Source organism: Streptomyces sp. NPDC041814, assembly GCF_055590565.1.
Map to the genome: position 1 here is coordinate 405,028 of NZ_JBVJAM010000003.1, position 20,335 is coordinate 425,362.

Below are 20,335 nucleotides of genomic sequence, written 5' to 3' on the forward strand. Positions count from 1 at the left end.
CCGGTGGGGGCGGTGGCATGTCCGGCCCGGGTCAGACCCCCGCGCGCACCGGCTTCGGAAGCGGCTTGCCGTACCAGAGCTCGATCAGCCGGGAGGCGATCGAGATGCCGAACGGGGGCAGCATCTCGCCCGACTCGAAGGCCGCGGTCAGCTCCTCGCGGGAGAACCAGCGCGCCTCCTCGATCTCCTCACCGTCCACGTTGATGTCGAACGTCGAGGCGCGGGCCATGAAGCCCAGCATCAGGCTGGACGGGAACGGCCAGGGCTGGCTGGCGACGTACTCGACCTCGCCGACCGTGATGCCGGCCTCCTCGAAGACCTCGCGGGCCACGGACTGCTCGATCGACTCGCCCGGCTCCACGAATCCGGCGAGCGTGGAGAAGCGGCCCTCGGGCCAGTGCACCTGGCGGCCGAGCAGCGCCCGGTCCTGGTCGTCCGTGACGAGCATGATGACTGCCGGATCGGTGCGCGGGTAGTGCTCGGCGCCGCACGCCGGGCAGCGGCGGATGTGTCCGGCCGCCGCGATCACCGTGCGCTCGCCGCAGCGGGAGCAGAAGCGGTGCAGCCGCTGCCAGTTCTCCAGGGCCACCGCGTGCACCATCAGGGCGGCGTCGCGCGGGCCGAGCAGCATCCCCGCCTCGCGCAGCCCGGCCGGGCGGGCCGACTGGTCCATGCGGCCGGGCAGGGTGTCCTTCTGGAGGGCGAAGTAGCTGACGCCGTCCGCGTCGGTGCCGAGGAAGTAGCGGTGGGTCTCGGTGACGGGGGCCTCGAAGGCGGGCGTCATCACGAGTTCGGTGCCGTCGTCGGTGTCGTCGATCAGCACCTGGCCCCCGGAAACGACGAAGACCCGGGTCGTCGGGTGGCTCCACGCGGCGGACAGCCATGCCTCGTCAAGGCGGTGGTGCGCCGCGCGGTCGATGCCGCTCGGCGCGGTGAGACCGATGGGCCGGTCCGTGGTGGCGTTGTCGAAGGTGCTCAAGGTGCTTCCTACTCCCCCGGGATGGATCGGGCGTTCAGAGAATTCAGCGGAGGGCGGCCGCCAGGTCGCTCCAGAGGTGGGCGGCGGTCTCGACGCCCTTGAACAGGAGGTCCAGTTCAACCTTCTCGTCGGGGGCGTGCCAGCCGTCGGACGGTACGGAGATGCCGAGGAAGAGAACGGGTGCGCCGAGCACGTCCTGGAGGTCGGCGGCGGGTCCCGAGCCCCCTTCCCGGGTGAAGAGGACCTTCTTGTCGAACGCCCGGCCCATGGCGCGGGCCACGGCCTGGAGCGCCGGGTGGTCCAGGGGCGTCAGGCAGGGCCGGGTGGCGGGGAGGAAGGTGATCCGATGGCTGATCCCGGCGGGGACGCGGGCCTCGGCCCAGGCCCGTACGGCCTTCTCGATGTGGTCCGGGTCCTGGCCGGCGACCAGGCGGAAGCTGATCTTCGCACGGGCGGCGGAGGGGATGATCGTCTTGCTTCCGGCGCCCTGGTAGCCGCCGCCGATGCCGTTGACCTCGGCGGTCGGGCGGGCCCAGATCCGCTCCAGCGTCGAATATCCGGTCTCTCCGGAGGCGGCCCGGGACTTGGCGGTGTGCAGCCAGTCGGCCTCGTCGAAGGGCAGCGCGGCGAAGAGCGCGCGCTCGGTCGCGGTGAGCTCGGCCACGCCGTCGTAGAAGCCGGGGACCGCGACCTTCCCGTCCGCGTCGTGGAGCGCGGCGACGAGGCGGGCGATCTCGGTGGCCGGGTTGGGGACGGCGCCGCCGAACGAGCCGGAGTGGATGTCCTGCCCGGGGCCGTGGAACTCGATCTCGCACTCGGCGAGGCCGCGCATCCCGGTGCAGACGGTCGGCGTGGTCTCGTCCCACATGCCGGTGTCCGACACGATCACGGCGTCGGCGGCGAGGCGGCCGGCGTGGCGCTCGACCAGGTCCCGGAAGTGCGGGGAGCCGGACTCCTCCTCGCCCTCCACGACCAGCTTGAGGTGCACGGCGGGGGCGGTACGGCCGGTGGCTGCGAGGTGGGCCCGGACGCCGAGGGTGTGGAAGAACACCTGCCCCTTGTCGTCGGCCGCGCCGCGCCCGTACATCCGGCCGTCGCGGATCACCGGCTCGAACGGCTCGCTGCTCCAGCCGTCCTCGCGGGCGGCGGGCTGCACGTCATGGTGTCCGTACACCAGGACCGTGGGGGCGGACGGGTCGTCGGAGGGCCATTCGGCGAAGACGGCGGGTGCGCCGTCGGTCTCCCAGACCTCGGTGACCGGGAATCCGGTCTCCTTCAGCTTGGCCGACAGCCACTCGGCGCTGCGCCGTACGTCACCCTCGTGCTCCGGCTGAGCGGATACGGAGGGGATGCGCAGCCACTCGGCGAGGTCGTCGAGGAAAGCCGCGCGGTGCTGCTCGGTGTACGTGCGGACGGCGCTGTCCGGGGTGTCGCTCATGACCTTCAGCTTATCCGTCCGAGGGAAGTGGCTCGTCCAGAAGGATGCGCTCCAGCTCGGGACGGCCCGGCAGGGAGGCCGGGCGGACGGCCTCGCCGCTGCGGACGAAGAGGAAGGTGGCCGTGACGTCGGTGAGCGGAAGTCCGTGCAGCTCGGCCCAGGCCAGCCGGTAGACGGCGAGCTGGAGCGGGTCGGCGGTGTGGGTGCGGCTGGTCTTCCAGTCCACGATCTCGTACGTGTCCCCCGTGCGGTACACGGCGTCGATACGGCCCCGGATGACCCGGCCCGCCAGGGTGATCTGGAACGGCGTCTCCACGCGGTAGGGGGTGCGGCGGGCGTACGGAGTGCGCTCGAAGGCCTCCTTCAGGTCGGCGAGGTCGCGCTCGTCGGCGATGTCGGCATCGCTCTCGTCGCCCCCGGGCAGCTCGTCGGGGCCGAGCATGGGCAGCGGCAGCTCCTCGAACCGGGACTCCACCCAGGCGTGGAAGCGGGTGCCCCGGCGGGCGGCGGGCTGCGGCGGGCGGGGCATGGGCCGGGCCAGCTCCCGGGCGAAGGCGTCGGGGTCGTCGGCGAGGCGCAGCAGCTGGGTGGCGGAGAGCGAGGCGGGGACGAGGACGTCGCGCACGGTGGCGCGGGCCCGGCGCAGCTCCCCGGCCAGCGCGTCGAGGTCCCGGTCCCAGGAGGCGAGGGTGCGCGTCTCCTCGGGGGTGAGACGGGGGGCCGGGACGTCCGGCACACCGGCGTCGCCGTCCGGGGTCTCCGGCCGGGCCAGCAGCTCCATGACCGTGTCCGCGGCGGCCCTGCGGCGGGCCAGCGCGGTGCCGTCCAGCGGGAGCGGCCAGGCGTGGTCGGCGGACGCCTCGGCCAGGGCCGGGTTCTCGTCGGTCTCCGCCGGGGCGTCCGCCCACACCTCGATCTCGCCGTACCCGGCGGCGCAGTGCTCGTACAGCGCGTGCAGGAAGGGGGACGGGCCGCGCGGCTTCTTCTGGGTGGGGCCCCACCAGTGGCCGGAGCCGAGCAGCAGGCTGCGGGGGCGCGTGAAGGTGACGTAGCCGAGGCGCAGCTCCTCCGTGTGCTGGTGCTCCTTCATCTCGGCCTTGAAGCCCTTGAGGCCCTTGGCGTCGTAGCTGTGGAGGGCGGGCAGGGTGGCGGTGTCGCCGCGCAGGGCGTGCGGGAGGACCTTGGCCTGGGAGGTCCAGGCGTCCCGGGACTGGCCGCTGGGGAACTGGCCGGTGACCAGGCCGGGGACGGCGACGACGTCCCACTCCAGGCCCTTGGACTTGTGGGCGGTGAGGACCTTGACGGTGTTCTCGCCGCCGGGCAGCGCGTTGTCGAGGCCCTTCTCGTACTGGACGGCGGTGCGCAGGAAGCCGAGGAAGGCGAGCAGCGTGGCCTCGTTGTCGACGGCGGCGAAGCGGGCGGCGACGTCGAGGAAGTTGCCGAGGGTCTCGCGGCGGCGGGCGGCCAGGGCCTGCGGGGACGCGGAGAGCTCGACCTCCAGGCCGGTGGTGGCGAGGACGCGGTGCAGGACGTCCATCAGGGGGTCGGCGAGCGAGCGGCGCAGGTCGCGCAGTTCGGCGGCGAGGCGGGCGAAGCGGACGCGGGCCTCGGCGGAGAACGGAAGCCGGTCGTCCTCCTCGCCGCCGCCGTCCAGGAAGGTGTCCAGGGCGTCGGCGAGGGAGATCACCTCGGCCGGGTCGATGCCCTCGACGGCCTCGGCGAGCCTGCGGTCGGGGTCGTACTCCTCGTCGTCGTGGGCGGCGCGGTGCACCAGGAGGCGGGCCCGGCGGCCGAGCAGGGCCAGGTCGCGGGGGCCGATCCGCCAGCGGGGGCCGGTGAGCAGCCGGACCAGGGCGGCGTTGGCCCCCGGGTCCTGGAGGACTTCGCAGACGGCGACGAGGTCGGCGACCTCGGGGAGGTGGAGCAGCCCGGAGAGGCCGACGACCTCGACCGGGATGTCGCGGGCGACCAGCGCGGCCTGGATCTCCGGGAAGTCACCGGCCGTGCGGCACAGGACGGCGATCTCGCCGGGTGCCTTGCCGGTGCGCACCAGGTGGGCGATGGAGTCCGCGAGCCAGGCGATCTCCTCGGTGTGCGTGGGCAGCAGGGCGCAGCGGACGAGGCCGTCGCGCTCGGCGCCGGGGGCGGGGCGCAGGGCCTCGACACCCTCGTGCATGGCGCGCAGGGGCGCGGCGAGCCCGTTGGCGAGGTGGAGGAGGCGGCCGCCGCTGCGGCGGTTCTCGCTGAGCGCGTAGCGGGTCGCGGGGGTGCCGTCGGCGTGCGGGAAGTGGTTCGGGAAGTCGTCCAGGTTGGCGACGGAGGCGCCGCGCCAGCCGTAGATGGCCTGGCAGGGGTCGCCGACGGCGGTGACGGCGTGCCCGGTCGGTTCGCCGGTGCCGGGGCCGCTGCCGAAGAGGGCGGAGAGCAGGAGGCGCTGGGCGACGGAGGTGTCCTGGTATTCGTCGAGCAGGACGACCCGGTACTCGTCGCGGAGGATCGTGCCGACCTCGGGGCGGGTGAGGGCCAGCTCGGCGGAGAGGGCGATCTGGTCGCCGAAGTCGAGGAGGTCGCGGCTGCGCTTCGCCTCGCGGTAGCGCCGGGTCAGCGCGAGCAGTTCACGGCGGGCCTCGGCGGTCGCGGGGATCTTGCGCAGCTCTTCGTTGCTGAGCTTCGCGGTCTCCAGCGCGCTCAGCAGCGCGGTGTCGTACGCGTCGAGCTGTTCGGGGCGTACGAGGTGTTCGGCCAGCTCGGCGTCGAGGGCCAGGAGGTCGCTGACGAGGGTGGGGAAGGACCTGGTCAGGGCCGGGTAGGGGCCGGGGGCCTCGCGCAGCACGCGGGCGGCGAGCTGGTAGCGGGTGGCGTCGGCGAGGAGGCGGGTGCCCGGTTCGAGTCCGATGCGCAGTCCGTGCTCGGTCAGCAGCCGCCCGGCGAAGGCGTGGTACGTGGAGATGCCGGGCTCGCCCGGGGGGTTGTCCGGGTCGATCACGTCCGGGTCGGTGATCCCGGCGGCGACGAGTGCCTTGCGTACGCGCTCGGCGAGCTCACCGGCCGCCTTGTTGGTGAAGGTGAGCCCGAGGACCTGCTCGGGGGCGACCTGGCCGGTGCCGACCAGCCAGACCACGCGGGCCGCCATCACCGTGGTCTTCCCCGACCCGGCTCCGGCCACGATCACCTGCGGGGCGGGCGGCGCGGTGATGCAGGCCGTCTGCTCCGGGGTGAAGGGGATGCCCAGCAGCTCCTTGAGCTGCTCGGGATCGGTGAGGCGCGGGGACACTCCACAGAGGCTAACCGGCACCACCGACAACGGGTGAAGTCGTGGAAGCGGCTCACCTCGCCGTCTCCCGGTGGCATCCGTCACACCCGACGGGGCTAAATTAGCCGCTTGTCGCACCAACAGCCTTACGAGGACGGTCATATGAGCGCCGACGCACCCGCCCCTGACGCCACGGAGCTCAGGAAGCGCATCGACACCACGAAGGCGCATCCCGCACGGGTCTACGACGTCTTCCTCGGCGGCAAGGACAACTATCCGGCCGACCGCGAGGCCGCGGCCATGGCGCTGGCCGCCAATCCGCGCGGCTACCTCACCGTGCGGCACAACCGGGACTTCATGCGGCGGGCGGTGACCCTCGCGGCGAACGACGGCATCCGGCAGTTCCTGGACGTCGGCACCGGCCTGCCGACCCAGCAGAACGTGCACCAGATCGCGCAGGGCATCGCGCCGGAGTCGCGCGTGGTCTACGTGGACAACGACCCCGTGGTCCTCGTGCACGCGCAGGCCCTGCTCACCAGCGGTCCCGAGGGCCGCACCGACTACATCGAGGCGGACCTGCGGGAACCGGACCGGATCCTGGCCGCCGCGCGCCGCACGCTCGACTTCGGTCTGCCGGTCACCCTGGTCCTCGCCGCCGTGACCCACTTCATCGAGGACGAGACCGCCTACCCGGTCGTGAAGCGGCTGGTCGACGCGCTGGCCCCCGGCAGCGTCCTCGTCCTGAGCAATGTCAGCTCGGACCTCAACCCGGAGCAGGTCGGCAGCATCACCAAGGGCTTCAAGGAGCGCGGCTTCGCCATGGTGCGCCGGTCGTACGCCCAGATGGAACGGTTCGTCACCGACAACGGCCTGGAACTCCTCGAACCCGGCATCGTCCCCGTGCACCGCTGGCGCCCCGAGCGCGTGGTGGACCTGCCGGAGGCCGGGAACCCGGACCCCGAGTTCGTGGCGGGCCTGGACGAGCTGGACCGTACGCGCTACCAGGACATCAACGACGTCACCGACGCGGACGTCAGTGTGTACGGCCTGGTGGCCCGTAAGCACTGATCACTCGACGACGTGCCGGCCCTCGGGCTGCGCGCTGCACGACGCCTTGAAGGAGCAGTGGCCGCAGTGCTGGCCGGTCGTCGGCGTGAACCGTTCGTCCAGGACCCGGCCCGCCGCGGTCGCCAGCAGGTCGGAGACCCACTCGCCGTCCGGCGGCGCCTGCGCCTGCACCTTGGGAGCGGCGTCGCCGCCCTCCTTCTTGGGGGCGGCCTGGCGCAGCTGTACGAGTTCGGCGCCGCCCGGCTCGGGCCGCGTACCGCCGAAGGCGTCGTCGACCGCGCCTTCCCGTACCGCCAGCTGGTAGACGGCGAGCTGGGGGTGGCGGTGGACCTCGTCCCTCGTCGGGGACTGCTTGCCGGTCTTGAAGTCGACCACGTAGGCCCGGCCCTCGGCGTCCCGTTCGACGCGGTCCATGGAGCCCCGGATGCGCACCTCGTACTCCCCCGCCTCCAGCGTCACGTCGAAGTCGTGCTCGCTGGCGACGGGCGTGCGTCCGGCCCGGTCCATGACGTGCCAGCGCAAGAAGCGTTCGAGGGCCGCGCGGGCCTGCTCCTTCTCCTGGCGCGACTTCCAGGGGGCATCGAAGACGAGCCCGTCCCAGACCGAGTCGAGCCGTTCCATGAGGACGGCCAGATCGGCGGGCGTACGGCCGGAGGCCACCTCGTCGGCCAGGACGTGGACGACGTTCCCGAAGCCCTGGGCGGCGCTCGCGGGCGCGTCGGCCTTCACCTCGCGGCCCAGGAACCACTGGAGCGCGCAGGTGTTGGCGAGCTGGTCGAGCGCGCTGCCGGAGAGGGTGACCGGCTGGTCCCGGTCGCGCAGCGGCACGGCCGAGCGGGTCGGTTCGTACAGGCCCCACCAGCGGAACGGGTGCGCGGACGGTACGAGCGGCTGGCCGTCGTCGTCGGTGAGCGCCGCGAGCCGGGCGAGGCGGCGGGCGGCCTCCTCGCGCAGCGCGTCCGAGGCGGCCGGGTCGACGGTGGTGGCGCGCAGCTCGGCGACGAGTGCGGCGACGGACAGCGGGCGGCGCGGGCGGCCGGTGACGTCGCGGGGTTCGACGCCCAGCTCGGCGAGGAAGCGGGAGGGCTGGTCGCCGTCGTCGGCGGGGGCCTTGACCGCCGTGACGACCAGGCGCTCGCGGGCGCGGGTCGCCGCCACGTAGAACAGCCGCCGCTCCTCCGCGAGGAGGGCGCCGGGCGTCAGCGGCTCGGCGAGCCCGTCGCGGCCGATCCGGTCCGCTTCGAGGAGCGAGCCCCGGCGGCGCAGGTCCGGCCAGAGCCCTTCCTGGACGCCCGCGACGACGACGAGGCGCCACTCCAGGCCCTTCGAGCGGTGCGCTGTCATCAGCCGGACGGCGTCCGGGCGGACCGCGCGGCGGGAGAGAGTGTCGGCCGCGATGTCCTGGGCGTCGACCTCCTCCAGGAAGTTGAGGGCGCCCCGGCCGCCGGTGCGTTCCTCGGCGCGGGCAGCGGTCTCGAACAGCGCGCACACCGCGTCGAGGTCGCGGTCCGCGTTGCGCCCCGCGGTGCCCCCGCGCAGGGCCGCCCGCTCCAGCCTGCCCGGCCACGGGGTGCCGGACCACAGCGCCCACAGGGCCTCCTCGGCGGTGCCGCCCGCCTCAAGGAGTTCGCGGGCGGTACGCAGGAGCGCGCCGAGGCGCTGGGCGCCCCTGGCGTACGCCGGATCGTGCGTGACCAGGCGCTCCGGCTCGGCGAGCGCCCGGGCCAGCAGCGCCCCGGAGGGCGCGGGCACCTTGTTCCCGGCGGCGCGCTCATCGTCCCGCAGGGCGCGGCCGAGGCGGCGCAGGTCGGCGGCGTCCATCGCGCCGAGGGGCGAGGCGAGCAGGGTCAGCGCGGTCTCGGTGTCGAGCCAGGGGGCCTCCGCCGCTTCGGAAGCCGCGCCGCGCACCGCCGCCTCCGCCACCGCGCGCAGCGCCGTCAGGAGCGGGCCCACCGCGGGTTCGTGGCGCAGGGCCAGGTCGTCGCCGTCGACCTCCAGCGGGACGCCCGCCGAGGTCAGGGCCCGGCGCAGGGAAGGCAGCGTGCGGCCTCCGGCGCGGACGAGCACCGCCATCTCGGACCACGGCACCCCGTCCTCAAGGTGCGCCCGGCGCAACAGGTCCGCGATGTTGTCCAGCTCCGTGGAGGCGGTCGGGTAGGTGTACGCCTCGACGCCGCCGCCCTCGCGGACCGCGACGAGTTCGCGGTGGGCGCGGACCTTGGCCGACGGCAGCCGGGTGAGCGGCATCCGCCGGGTGAGCAGCCGGGTGGCGGCCAGCAGCCGGTCGCCGGAACGGCGCGAGGTGGTGAGGACGCCGACCGGGGCGGGGGCGCCGTCCGCGCGCCGGAACGTCTCCGGGAAGTCGAGGATGCCGTTGACGTCGGCGCCCCGGAACGCGTAGATCGACTGGTCCGGGTCACCGAAGGCGATCAGGTCCCGCCCGCCGCCGCCCCCCGGCGCGGTGCCCCGGTTGCCGGCCAGCGCGTGCAGCAGCCGCACCTGGGCGGGGTCCGTGTCCTGGTACTCGTCCACGAAGACCGCGTCGTACGCCCCCGCCAGCTGCGCCGACACCTCGGGGCGCTCCGCGAGCAGCACCGCGCGGTGCACCAGCTCCGCGTAGTCCAGCACGCCCTGCGCGTCCAGCACGTCGAGGTATTCCGCGAGGAAGCGGGCGGCGGCGCCCCAGTCGGGCCGGCCGGTGCGCCGGGCGAAGGCGGCGAGGGCGTCCGGGCCGAGGCCCAGCTCACGGCTGCGGGCGAGCACCGCGCGTACCTCGTCGGCGAAGCCGCGCGTGGTCAGGCAGGCGCGCAGCTCGTCGGGCCAGCTGATGTGCGGGCGGCCTTCCTTCTCCAGTTCCAGCTGGCCGGCCAGGAGGTCGCGGACGGTCACGTCCTGCTCCGGGCCGGAGAGCAGCCGCAGCGGGTCCGCGAAGAGGTCGGCGTCCTGGTGGGCGCGGACGAGGGCGTAGCAGAAGGAGTGGAAGGTGGTGGCCTGCGGTCCCCGGGCGGCGCCGAGCCGGGCGGCCATCCGGTCGCGCAGTTCGACGGCGGCCTTCCGGCTGAAGGTGAGGACCAGCAGGCGGGCCGGGTCGGCGCCCCGGGCGACGCGCGCGGCGACGGCTTCGACCAGCGTCGTCGTCTTGCCCGTGCCGGGTCCTGCGAGGACCAGGAGCGGGCCGCCCCGGTGGTCAACCACCGCCCGCTGCGCCGCGTCCAGGAGAGGGGGCTCCACCGAACCCGGCAGGGTGCGCACCAGCCGGTACGGGCCCGTGGTCCCCGGCCGTGCGTGGCGGCGAGGACTGTGCCGGGTGGTGGAGGAGGTGCTCACGTGGGTTCGCCGGTCCTGGTGGGTGTACGGGTGGTGAGGGCGCGGCGTCCGCCGCGAACTGAAGACGCTACTCCGGCGCGCCCCCCGAATGCGGCGGGACGGCTGCGGGAATCGTCACGTCCTTCGGGCCGCACGGTCCCGGACGGCCGGCGGCTCCCGGGGGCCCGGGGCGCGGACGGACCGCCACCGGCCTGGCACCGGGCCGCGCGCCGCGCACCGTACGGAGCCGGATCCGCCCGATCCGCCGCCCCATGGCCGAAGCTGTCAGGTGTGAGCTCCCCCACCGCCGCCCGTCACGCCGTCCCATCGCGCGCGCCGCATGTCCAGGCGCGGGAGGTGGCCTTCTGCGCTCGCCGGGGCCTCGCGCAGCGGGGTGTTCTCCGCGCGGTAGTGGTCCAGGGCGCGCAGCTCGTGGCCGGGCAGCAGCCTGCCGTCGGCGCGCACCACGCGCCACCACGGCGCCGCGCTCCCGTACAGCGCCATGACCCGGCCGACCTGGCGCGGGCCGCCCTCGTCCAGCCACTCCGCGACATCGCCGTACGTCATGACGCGGCCTGGCGGGATCAGGTCGGCGACGTCGAGCACGCGCTCCGCGTACTCCGGCAGCGCGTCGCCCGTCGGGTGTTCGCTCATCCGCCCCATCCTGCCGTACCCCACCGACAGCCCCGGCCGAGGGCCTTTCGTTTGGATCAGGCCGGATCAGGGAGCGGGGCCTGGTGCGTGCAGCTGCAAGGCGGAGGATTGAGGCAACGCGGAGCGTTGGTGATTGACGACAACGCGGGAGGGGGTCCCTCCCTGTTCGAGCGAAGCCGAGAGCTTGGGGGAGCGCGTGCCAGGCCCCGCGAGCCCGGCCTGATCCAAACGAAAGGCCCTACCCGTGTTCGCGCGCACACGGAGCGTGCGCGCGGCGGGAAAGGAGCGTATGTTGCGCATCGCACGCCCCCGCATCGCACCCTGATGCCCCCTTGCGCCCATCGGCCGTGCCACCATCATGCGGGCGGTGACCGGTGATACGAGAACACGAAGACCAATCAGAGGCGACGAAGGAGCAGGGCGTGCAGCCACCGAAGGCGGCCGACGCCTCCGATGCCGAGCCGCGTCCGGACAGCGCCCGGCGGGAGCCGGGCACGGACGCGGAGACCCTGGCCGGGTCGACCCTCGCCGGCTCCGAGACCTCGCAGGCCGAGCGCGTCTCCGGTGACGAACCGCTGCTGCCCGCCCGGGTGCACCGCCCCTCCGACCTGCTGCGCCTGCTCATCGGGGTGCTGGCGGTCGTCGTGCTGTTCTCCGTCGCCGCCTTCGCCCACGGCACGACCACCGGCCTCGAAGAGGACATCAACAAGGGCACGGGCCAGGCCCCCGACCTGCTGATCAAGCTCGCCGGGCTGGTCTCCAGCATCGCCGTGCTGCTCGTCCCGGTCGCCTTCGCCATCGAGCGGCTGATCAAACGCGACGGGCTCCGGATCGCCGACGGGGTGCTGGCCGCGGTGCTGGCGCACGGGGTGACGCTCGCCGCGGACCTGTGGGTCGCCAAGTCCGCCTCCGGCACCATCCGGGACGCGCTGACCCAGCCGCAGCCCGGCGACGCGGTCACCGATCCGGTGCACGGCTACCTCGCGCCCGTGATCGCGTACATGACCGCGGTCGGCATGGCGAGACGGCCGCGCTGGCGGGTCGTGCTGTGGGTGGTGCTGCTGCTGGACGCCTTCGCGATGCTGGTCGGCGGCTACACCACCCCGTTCTCCATCGTGCTCACGGTGCTGATCGGCTGGACGGTGGCATACGGCACGCTGTACGCGGTGGGCTCGCCGAACGTCCGCCCGACCGGCCAGCACCTGATGGCCGGTCTGCGGCACGTCGGCTTCCGACCGGTCACCGCGATGCGGGCGGACGACGCGCCCGACTCCGGCGACCAGAGCGACCGGGGGCGCCGCTATCTGGTCTCCCTGGAGGACGGGCCACCGCTCGACGTGACCGTCGTGGACCGCGAGCAACAGGCCCAGGGGTTCTTCTACCGGGTGTGGCGCAGGCTCACCCTGCGCGGCATCACCCAGCGGCGGTCCATCCAGTCGCTGCGCCAGGCACTGGAGCAGGAGGCGCTGCTCGCGTACGCGGCCATCGCCGCCGGGGCCAACGCCCCCAAGCTCATCGCCACCTCCGAGCTCGGCCCGGACGCCGTGATGCTGGTCTACGAGCACATCGGCGGCCGGTCGCTGGACGCCCTGGAGGACGCCGAGATCACCGACGATCTGGTGCGCGGGGCGTGGAAGCAGGTCAAGGCCCTCCAGTCGCGCCGGATCGCGCACCGCAGGCTCACGGGCGACGCCATACTGGTGGATCGTTTCGGCACGGTGTTCGTGACCGACCTGCGCGGCGGCGAGATCGCGGCCGGTGACCTGGTCCTGCGGATGGACGTCGCGCAGCTGCTCACCACCACCGGGCTGCGGGTGGGCCCCGAGCGGGCCGTGGCCGCCGCCCTCGCCGTGCTCGGCCCCGACGCGGTCGCCGACTGCCTGCCCCTCCTCCAGCCGATCGCGCTCAGCCGCTCCACCCGGGCGCAGCTGCGCAGGCTCGCCCGGGAACGCTCGCAGCGCGAACGCGAGGCCGTCCTCGAAGCGTCGGACGCGGCCAAGCGCGCCCGGGCCGAGGACGCGGAGCTGTCCAGGCAGGGCGACCGCAAGAACGCGCGCAAGTCGCTGCGCACCGAGAAGCAGGCCGAGAAGCGGGCCATGGACGACGCCCTCGAAGAGGCGCGCGAGGAGGACCTGCTCTCCCAGATGCGCCGGGAGGTCCTGCTGATCCGGCCGCAGGCGCCGGTCGAGCCGGTCCGCCTGGAACGCATCAAGCCGCGCACCCTGATCAGCTTCATCGCCGGTGCCATCGCCGCGTACTTCCTGATCTCCCAGGTCACCGAGGCCGACTTCGGGGCGGTCGTCGAGCAGGCGGAGTGGGGCTGGGTGGCCGCCGCGCTCGGCTTCTCGGCGCTGAGCTACGTGGCCGCCGCGATGAGCCTGCTGGGCTTCGTGCCCGAGCGGGTGTCGTTCGGCCGGACCGTCCTCGCGCAGGTCGCCGGGTCGTTCGTGAAGATCGTGGCGCCGGCGGCGGTCGGCGGGGTGGCGCTGAACACCCGGTTCCTCCAGCGTTCCGGGGTCCGCCCCGGTCTCGCGGTGGCGAGCGTGGGCGCGTCCCAGCTGTTCGGTCTGGGCTGCCACATCCTGCTGCTGGGCGCCTTCGGCTATCTGACCGGCACCGAGAAGACACCGTCCTCGCTCACCCCGTCCAGGACCGTGATCGCCGGGCTGCTGACGGTCGCCGTGCTGGTCCTCGTGGTCACCGCCATCCCGTTCCTGCGGAAGTTCGTGGTGACCCGGGTGCGGTCGCTGTTCGCCGGGGTCGTGCCCCGCATGCTCGACGTGGTGCAGCGCCCGCAGAAGCTCCTCACCGGGATCGGCGGGATGCTGCTGCTGACCGGTGTCTTCGTGATGTGCCTGGACGCCTCGGTCCGGGCGTTCAGCGGCCCGGACACCCCGCACCTCAGCTACGCGAGCATCGCGGTGGTCTTCCTCGCCGGCAACGCGCTCGGCTCGGCCGCGCCGACGCCGGGCGGCATGGGCGCCGTCGAGGGCGCGCTGACGCTGGGTCTGATCGCGGTCGGGCTGCCGAAGGAGGTCGCCGCCCCGGCAGTGCTGCTGTTCCGGCTGATGACCCTGTGGCTGCCGGTCCTTCCCGGCTGGCTGTGCTTCAACCACCTCACGCGCAAGGGGCAGCTCTGAAGCCCGGGCACTGACCCGGAGAGCCCGCGTGCACGGGCCACCCACTTGGACCGGCACCCCGTGCGCGCGCTCCGGCGCCACCGCAGCATGGAGCGATGAGGACCTCCCCTGCCCTGCGCGCCGCGGCCCTCGCCGCCACCGTGACCGTGCTGCTCCCGCTCGCCGGCTGTGCGGACGGCGGTGACAAGGAAGCCACCGGCCCGACGAGCCAGGCCCGCGCGGCGAACGCCACCACCGGCAGCCCGTCGTCCGGCCTCGCCTCCCAGAAGCTGACGTGGAAGAAGTGCCCCGCGCCTTCCCAGGCCCAGGGCGGCGGAAACCCGCCGTCCCCGCTGCCCGGCGGGGCGAACTGGGAGTGCGCCTCCATGAAGGCCCCCCTCGATTACGCGAAGCCGGACGGCGACACCATCGAGCTGGCGCTGATCCGCGCGAAGGCGATCAGCCCGAAGAAGCGGATCGGCTCGCTCATCTTCAATTTCGGCGGCCCCGGCGGCTCGGGCGTCGCCACCCTGCCCGCGTTCGGTACGGCGTACGACAAACTGCGGGCCCGGTACGACCTGGTGAGCTTCGACCCGCGCGGCGTGGGGAACAGCGACGGCGTCGAGTGCGAGACCGACAAGCAGCTGGACGCCCGCTACCAGGAGGACGGCACCCCGGACGACTCGGCGGAGGAGAAGGCGTTCGTCCAGGACACCAAGCGGTTCGCCGCCGCCTGCGAGAAGCGGTCCGGCGAGCAGCTTCCGTACGTCGGCACCACCAACGCCGCCCGCGACATGGACCTGATGCGCCAGGTGCTCGGCGACGACAAGCTGTACTACTTCGGGATCTCGTACGGCACCGAGCTGGGCGGCGTCTACGCGCACCTGTACCCGAAGAAGGTCGGCCGGGCGGTCCTGGACGCGGTGGTCGACCCCACCGAGGACGCCGAGCAGTCCTCGCTGAGCCAGGCCAAGGGCTTCCAGCTCGCCCTGGAGAACTTCACCAAGGACTGCGCGGACCGGGGCGACGCCTGCAAGCTGCCCGGCTCCGACGCGAAGGAGATCGAGCAGGGCATCGCCTCCCTGCTGGACCAGCTGGAGAAGAAGCCCATCAAGGGCATCGGCGCCCGCAAACTGACCGAGACGCAGGCCACCACCGGCATCGCGGCGGCCCTCTACTCCAAGGAGACCTGGCCGCTCCTGGAACAGGGTGTGGACGAGGCCGACGGCGGGAACGGCTCCCTGCTCCTGGCGCTGGCGGACTCCCTCAACGGCCGCTCCGAGGACGGGCGCTACGACAACTCCGCCGCCGCCTACTCCGCGATCAGCTGCGCCGACTCGCGGGAGCGGTTCACGCTGGAGCAGACGAAGGCCAAGCTCCCCGAATTCCGCGACGCCTCGGCGGTCTTCGGGAACTACCTGGGCTGGGGCCTGATGGGCTGCACCGACTGGCCGGTCAAGGGCACCTGGAAGACCCCCGACGTCAGCGCCCCCGGCTCCGCCCCCATCCTCGTCATCGGCAACACCGGCGACCCGGCGACACCGTACGAGGGCGCCAAGGCGATGGCCGACGAGCTGGGCGAGGACGTCGGCGTGCAGATGACGTACAAGGGCCAGGGCCACGGCGCGTACAACAGCGGCGACGCCTGCGTGCAGAAGGCGGTCGGCGGCTATCTGCTCGACGGCAGGACCCCGGAGGCCGGGACCGTCTGCGGCTGAGCCCTCGCGCGACCCCCCTACGATGGGCGAACTGCCGTACGGGCAGCGCTCGACGGGGAGGGAACGCACACGTGGTCGCACACGCACGGGCCGGGACACTGGCCGCCGCCGCACTGCTGCTGACGGGGGTGCTCGCGGGCTGCGAGGACGGTACGGACGACAAACCGGGCAAGCGGGCGGACGGCTCCACCGCCTCGTCGCCCGCCTCGCAGCGCCTGAAGTGGACCGAATGCAAGGCCCCCGAGGACGGCGAGGCGCCGGGCTCCGAATGGCGTTGCGCGACGGTGCGGGTGCCGCTGGACTACGCGAAGCCGAAGGGCGACACGATCGGCATCGCCCTGATCCGCAAGGAGGCCACGGACCCGTCCAAGCGCCTGGGCTCGATGCTCTTCAACTTCGGCGGTCCCGGCGGCTCCGGCGTGTCGATCCTGCCGCGCGCCGCCGCCGGGTACGCCACCCTCAACTCCCGTTACGACCTGGTGGGCTTCGACCCGCGCGGGGTGGCGCAGAGCGCCGGGGTGCGGTGCCGCGACGACAAGGCGCAGGAAAAGGCGTACCAGAATGTGGACATGACCCCGGACACCGCGGCCGAGGAGGCGGCGTTCATGGCGGACGGCGCCGACTTCGGGGCCGGCTGCGCACGCCTGTCCGGCAAGGTCCTCCCGTACGTCGGCACGACGAACGCCGCCCGCGACATGGACCTGATCCGCCAGGCCCTCGGGGACGAGAAGCTGACGTACTTCGGCATGTCGTACGGCACCGAGCTGGGCGGCACGTACGCCCACCTCTTCCCGAAGCGCGTGGGGCGCACGGTCCTGGACGCGGTCGTCGACCCGACCGCGGATTCCACCGGGCACGCGCGCAACCAGGCGACCGGCTTCCAGCGGGCCCTGGAGAACTACCTCAAGGACCGCGGCCAGGACCCGAAGGCGGGCACCCGGCGGATCGCGGCGCTGCTGAAGCGGATCGACGCCGAGCCGCTGCCGACCGGCACGGACCGCGAGCTCAACGAGTCGCTGGCGATCACCGGCATCGTGACCCCCCTCTACTCGAAGGACAACTGGCCCACCCTCACCCGCGCCCTGGACGAGGCCGAGGCCGGCAGCGGCGCCCTGCTGCTCCAGCTCGCCGACTCGTACAACGGCCGGGACGAGAACGGCCACTACGACACCCAGAACCATTCGCAGCGGGCCATCTCCTGCGCGGACGGCAAGGCGCGGCCCACGGCGGCCGAGGCGAAGGCGCTGCTGCCGGAGTTCGGGAAGCTGTCCCCGGTCTTCGGCCCGTTCCTGGCCTGGGACACGGCGGGCTGGTGCTCCGGCTGGCCGGTGCCGGGCGAGCACGACAACCCGGAGGCGAGCGCTCCGGGCGCCGGTCCGATCCTGGTCGTGGGCACGACGGGCGACCCGGCCACGCCGTACGAGGGCGCCCGCCGGATGGCGGACGAGCTGGGCGAGGGCGTCGGTGTGCTGCTCTCCAACAAGGGCGAGGGGCACGGCGCGTACGGGGGCAACAGCTGCGTGACGTCGACCGTGGACACGTACTTCCTGGACGGGAAGGTCCCGGCGGACGGCACGACCTGCTCGTAGCGGCGCGGCGGAACGCCGAAGGGGCCGGCCCGCACGATGCGGACCGGCCCCTTCCGACCGTTCTAGTAGACCGGCTTCTCGGGCTCGATCTGGTTGACCCACCCGATCACGCCGCCGCCCACGTGGACCGCGTCGGCGAAGCCCGCCGACTTGAGGACCGCGAGGACTTCCGCACTGCGGACACCCGTCTTGCAGTTCAGGACGATGCGCCTGTCCTGCGGGAGGTCCTGGAGGGCGTTGCCCATCAGGAACTCGTTCTTCGGGATCAGCCGGGAGCCCGGGATCGCGACGATCTCGTACTCGTTCGGCTCGCGGACGTCGATGATCTCGATCTTCTCGTCGGCGTCGATCCACTCCTTGAGCTGCTTCGGAGTGATGGTCGAACCGGCCGCCGCCTCCTGGGCCTCCTCCGACACGACGCCGCAGAACGCCTCGTAGTCGATGAGCTCGGTGACGGTGGGGTTCTCGCCGCAGACCGCGCAGTCGGGGTCCTTGCGCACCTTGACCTGGCGGTACTGCATCTCCAGGGCGTCGTAGATCATCAGCCGGCCGACCAGCGGGTCGCCGATGCCGGCGAGCAGCTTGATGGCCTCGTTGACCTGGATCGAGCCGATGGAGGCGCAGAGCACACCGAGGACGCCGCCCTCGGCGCAGGACGGAACCATGCCCGGCGGGGGCGGCTCCGGGTAGAGGCAGCGGTAGCAGGGACCGTGCTCGGACCAGAACACGGACGCCTGGCCGTCGAAGCGGTAGATCGAGCCCCAGACGTAGGGCTTGTTCAGCAGGACCGCGGCGTCGTTGACCAGGTAGCGGGTGGCGAAGTTGTCCGTGCCGTCCACGATCAGGTCGTACTGGGAGAAGATGTCCATCACGTTCTCGGCTTCGAGCCGTTCCTCGTGAAGGACCACGTTGACCAGGGGGTTGATGCCCTGGACGGTCTCCTTGGCCGACTGGGCCTTGGACTTGCCGATGTCGCCCTGGCTGTGGATGACCTGGCGCTGCAGGTTCGACTCGTCTACCTCGTCGAACTCCACGATGCCGAGCGTGCCGACACCGGCGGCGGCCATGTACATCAGGGCCGGCGAACCGAGGCCGCCGGCGCCGACACAGAGCACCTTCGCGTTCTTCAGCCGCTTCTGCCCGTCCATCCCGACATCCGGGATGATCAGGTGGCGGGAGTACCTGCGGACCTCGTCGACGGTGAGCTCAGCAGCTGGCTCGACCAGGGGTGGCAGCGACACAGGAACCTCAACAATGCAGGTGGTCGGTTTCTACGTACTTCGACTACGTACGGTTGTTCTTCCGGTAACACTGCCACGCCCCCTCTCATTCCGAGATACCGGGTCCGATCCGCGAGACGATTTCGTCCCAGTACCTGGGCAGTGCCGCGAATGGGTCGCTTTGTCCGTCACCGTTGCGGCCGTTCCCCGGGCCGGACCGTCCGCCGCGGTCGGTGAAGAAGATCGTCCCGGCACCCTGCCAGCGGGCGATGCGCATCGCCTCCTCCAGATGCGTGCGCGGAACGCCGTGCACGAAGTGCGCGAAGCGGCCGGGCGGGTAGGCCGCGGTCCACTCCGCCACCTGCGACCAGCGGTAGTCGCTCCACGCCCCCCGGAACGTGACGAGCTGGTCCCCCGTCTCCGCGTAACCGGGATACGGGTGGGTGTCGTGCCCCAGCACGAGGTGCCCGTCGCCCTTCCCCAGGAAGGCCCGCAGGGTGCCGGTGAGCCGTCGGACGGCCGGCAGCTCGGCGCGTCCGGCCGGACAGCGGTCCAGGTAGAAGCCGTCCACCCGGTACCAGTCCAGGTACGACCGGGCCTCGGCGAGCAGTTCGCCGAACGGCCGGGTGCCGTGGGCGAGGTCGAGCTGCCCGAGCAGGTGACCGCCGGAGGCCCGTACCGCGTCGAGCGGGTCGCCTTCGCGCAGTGCGCGGGCGCGGGCGTTGCGCAGCCGGCCGGCCGCCTCCAGGCAGTGCGGGTCGGGCCGGCTGCCGGGGCCGTTGTCGATGTTGAGGACGGCCCAGTGCAGCGGGGTGCCCGGGCGGGTCAGCTCGGCCCACTCGGCGGGGGCGAGCAGCGGGTGGGCGTAGCCGGGGACCCCGAAGCCGAGCCGGTCGGCGCCGCTGCCGCGCCGGGCGGTGCCGGTGCTGGTCAGATACGGCACGCCGCCTCCATCCAGATGTCGGCGAGCGACTCCTCCAGGTTGATCCGGGGGCGCCAGCCGAGCCGGTCCCGTGCGGTGCGGACGTCGGCCTGCTGCCAGGCGCCGCAGCCGTCCGGGTAGGGGGACGGGGTCGCCGAGAGGTGTTCGATGACCGACTCGGTGGAGGTGCGGGGCGCGCCGATGGGCAGGCGGGCGGGGGGCGTGTCCAGCTCGTGGAGCGCTCCGGCGTATCCGGCGACCTTGGCGAGGACGGCCGCCGCGTCGCGCAGCCGGACGGCCCGGCCGGTGCCGATGTTGACGACGCCCTGCGCGGCGGAGAGCGAGGCGGCGTGGACGGCCCGCGCCACATCGCGTACGTCCACGAAGTCCCGCTGCACGCCGAGTCCGCTGAGCTTCAGCTCGCCGTCCCCGGCCTGCATGGTGCGGCGCATCGCCTCGGCGAGCCGGCCGAGCGGGGAGCCCGCCGGGGTGCCGGGGCCGACCGGGGAGAAGACCCGCAGGACGACCGCGTCGAGGCCGGAGCCGAGGACGAGCTCGGTGGCGGCGAGCTTGCTGACGCCGTAGGGGCCGCCGGGGCGCGGGATGGCGTCCTCGGCGGTGGAGGACCCGGGCTGGGACGGGCCGTACTCCGACGCGCAGCCGACCTGGACCAGGCGGGCGGTGCAGCGGCTGCGCCGCATCGCCTCGCAGACGGTGGCGACGGCGACGGTGTTGTGGCGGGTGAGGTCGCGTGCGCCGCCCCGGGTCGCGCCGGCGCAGTTGACGACGACCCCGGGGTGGACGGCGTCCAGGAAGCGGGTGAGCGCTCCGGGGCTTCCGGTCGCGAGGTCGAACCGGACGTCGGCGTCGTCGCCGCGGCCGAGGGCCGTGAGGTGGACGGCGGGGTCGGCGAGCAGCCGGTCGGCCACGAACCGGCCGATGAATCCGTTGGCTCCGAGCAGCAGCACCCTCATCGCGCACCGCCCCGGCCTGAGGGCCGACGGCGGGCTGCCGGTGCGGGGGATTGGCGGGTCATGTCGGTGTCTCCTTGAGGGCTGTCCCGTACGCG

The 20,335-nt window shown here is 73.2% G+C and carries 12 protein-coding genes; 4 read left to right on the forward strand and 8 right to left on the reverse strand.

Annotated features, from left to right (window positions below; genetic code table 11):
• Positions 1–31: 31 nt before the first annotated feature.
• Genes nudC through ACZ6C6_RS11505 form a run of 3 tightly spaced genes read right to left on the reverse strand, consistent with a single transcriptional unit; the run spans position 32 to position 5,691 of the window.
• Positions 32–979, reverse strand: a complete 948-nt coding sequence (gene nudC / locus ACZ6C6_RS11495) for an NAD(+) diphosphatase (protein WP_469201519.1) — start codon at positions 977–979, stop codon at positions 32–34.
• 43 nt (positions 980–1,022) lie between these two features.
• Complete coding sequence (locus ACZ6C6_RS11500; protein ID WP_469201521.1) at positions 1,023–2,417, reverse strand: dipeptidase; 1,395 nt, start codon at positions 2,415–2,417, stop codon at positions 1,023–1,025.
• Positions 2,418–2,427: 10 nt separating this feature from the next.
• Entirely contained in the window at positions 2,428–5,691 is a 3,264-nt protein-coding gene (locus ACZ6C6_RS11505) for a UvrD-helicase domain-containing protein (RefSeq protein ID WP_469201523.1), read from the reverse strand.
• Between the two features lie 141 nt (positions 5,692–5,832).
• Between ACZ6C6_RS11505 and ACZ6C6_RS11510 the strand changes: the two genes are divergently transcribed.
• Positions 5,833–6,738 (forward strand): SAM-dependent methyltransferase, encoded by a 906-nt coding sequence (locus ACZ6C6_RS11510; RefSeq protein WP_469201525.1) that lies wholly within the window; start codon positions 5,833–5,835, stop codon positions 6,736–6,738.
• On the opposite strand, the gene ACZ6C6_RS11515 is transcribed toward ACZ6C6_RS11510, so the two are convergent.
• Positions 6,739–10,065 (reverse strand): ATP-dependent helicase, encoded by a 3,327-nt coding sequence (locus ACZ6C6_RS11515; RefSeq protein ID WP_469201527.1) that lies wholly within the window; start codon positions 10,063–10,065, stop codon positions 6,739–6,741.
• Positions 10,066–10,329: 264 nt separating this feature from the next.
• Positions 10,330–10,698, reverse strand: a complete 369-nt coding sequence (locus tag ACZ6C6_RS11520; RefSeq protein WP_469201529.1) for an MGMT family protein — start codon at positions 10,696–10,698, stop codon at positions 10,330–10,332.
• 422 nt (positions 10,699–11,120) lie between these two features.
• On the opposite strand from ACZ6C6_RS11520, the gene ACZ6C6_RS11525 reads away from it, so the two are divergent.
• From ACZ6C6_RS11525 to ACZ6C6_RS11535, 3 genes are all read left to right on the forward strand, one after another.
• The gene (locus ACZ6C6_RS11525; RefSeq protein WP_469201531.1) at positions 11,121–13,838 is read left to right on the forward strand and encodes a lysylphosphatidylglycerol synthase domain-containing protein; all 2,718 of its coding nucleotides are present in this window, start codon (positions 11,121–11,123) and stop codon (positions 13,836–13,838) included.
• A 95-nt stretch (positions 13,839–13,933) separates the two neighbouring features.
• On the forward strand, positions 13,934–15,535 hold the full coding sequence (locus tag ACZ6C6_RS11530; protein WP_469201534.1) for an alpha/beta hydrolase: 1,602 nt from the start codon (positions 13,934–13,936) through the stop codon (positions 15,533–15,535).
• Between the two features lie 71 nt (positions 15,536–15,606).
• On the forward strand, positions 15,607–17,124 hold the full coding sequence (locus tag ACZ6C6_RS11535; RefSeq protein ID WP_469201535.1) for an alpha/beta hydrolase: 1,518 nt from the start codon (positions 15,607–15,609) through the stop codon (positions 17,122–17,124).
• A gap of 62 nt (positions 17,125–17,186) precedes the next feature.
• Here the strand turns inward: ACZ6C6_RS11535 and moeZ are convergent, their stop codons facing one another.
• From moeZ to ACZ6C6_RS11550, 3 genes are all read right to left on the reverse strand, one after another.
• Positions 17,187–18,365 (reverse strand): adenylyltransferase/sulfurtransferase MoeZ, encoded by a 1,179-nt coding sequence (gene moeZ / locus ACZ6C6_RS11540; protein ID WP_018105519.1) that lies wholly within the window; start codon positions 18,363–18,365, stop codon positions 17,187–17,189.
• A gap of 85 nt (positions 18,366–18,450) precedes the next feature.
• Positions 18,451–19,287 carry a spherulation-specific family 4 protein gene (locus tag ACZ6C6_RS11545; protein WP_469201538.1) on the reverse strand — a complete coding sequence of 279 codons (837 nt, stop codon included), beginning with the start codon at positions 19,285–19,287 and terminating at the stop codon, positions 18,451–18,453.
• Positions 19,275–20,240 carry an NAD-dependent epimerase/dehydratase family protein gene (locus ACZ6C6_RS11550; RefSeq protein ID WP_073964087.1) on the reverse strand — a complete coding sequence of 322 codons (966 nt, stop codon included), beginning with the start codon at positions 20,238–20,240 and terminating at the stop codon, positions 19,275–19,277. Before ACZ6C6_RS11550 ends, ACZ6C6_RS11545 begins: the two co-directional genes overlap by 13 nt.
• Positions 20,241–20,335 lie beyond the last annotated feature (95 nt).